This is a genomic window from Mesorhizobium sp. M0571, from assembly GCF_040320985.1.
Taxonomy (GTDB): Bacteria; Pseudomonadota; Alphaproteobacteria; order Rhizobiales; family Rhizobiaceae; genus Mesorhizobium.
In genome coordinates, this window is the sequence record NZ_JAMYQT010000155.1 from 1 (window position 1) to 698 (window position 698).

The 698-nt window shown below is 59.3% G+C and carries 2 protein-coding genes; both read right to left on the minus strand.

Going from position 1 to position 698, the window contains the following annotated elements:
* Nucleotides 1-136, minus strand: a 136-nt coding sequence (locus tag NKI85_RS37815; protein WP_352781000.1) for a Rieske 2Fe-2S domain-containing protein, incomplete at its 3' end; no start/stop codon positions are given.
* Between the two features lie 11 nt (nucleotides 137-147).
* Nucleotides 148-698 (minus strand): sugar phosphate isomerase/epimerase family protein (locus NKI85_RS37820; protein ID WP_352780997.1); only part of this gene is annotated, 551 nt, incomplete at its 5' end.

Here is a 698-nt window from a genome sequence, read left to right on the forward strand (position 1 = left end):
GCGTGCAAAGCCCGTCTGTGCAGTAGTATTCATCCGCGTCGTTGCGGAAGATCGCGAAGGTACGGCCGCCATTCTCGAAGCGCTTGGCTTCCTCGGCTTCGATTTCGTCAGCGGCACAAGCGTCAACCCAGGGCATTGAGTCCCTCCTCAGATATCTTGCGGTTTGAAGTCTGCGGGAGCTGACGGCATCACGCTCTGGAGGAGCGCGACGGATTTTTCGAGCCCCTCCAGCGAGTTCAGAAGTACGTCCTCGTGCTCGATGGAAAGCCAGCCGTCGTAGCCAGCCATCTTGAGCCGATAACAGAATTGCCGCCACCACTCCTCACCATGGCCGAACCCGAGCGTGATGTAGCTCCACGAGCGGGCCGGAATGTCCATTAGGTTGCCATTCTCAAGCAGCGAGGTCGTTGCCTGGACTGGCCGGTTCAGCATCGTGTCCTTGGCATGGACATGATAAACGGCCGCGCCCAGCGCTTCGGCAGCAGCGAGGGGATCAGCACCCATCCAGAACAGGTGCGACGGGTCCAGATTGGCGCCCACGACAGGTCCTACCGCTGCTCGAAGCTTCAGGAGCGAGGGCACGTTGTACACGCATTGATTGCCATGCAGCTCGAGCGCAATGCGCTCGACGCCGTTTTCTTTCGCCAGCGCCACGATCTCGGTCCAGAACGGGATCAGCTTTTCTTCCCATTGATATT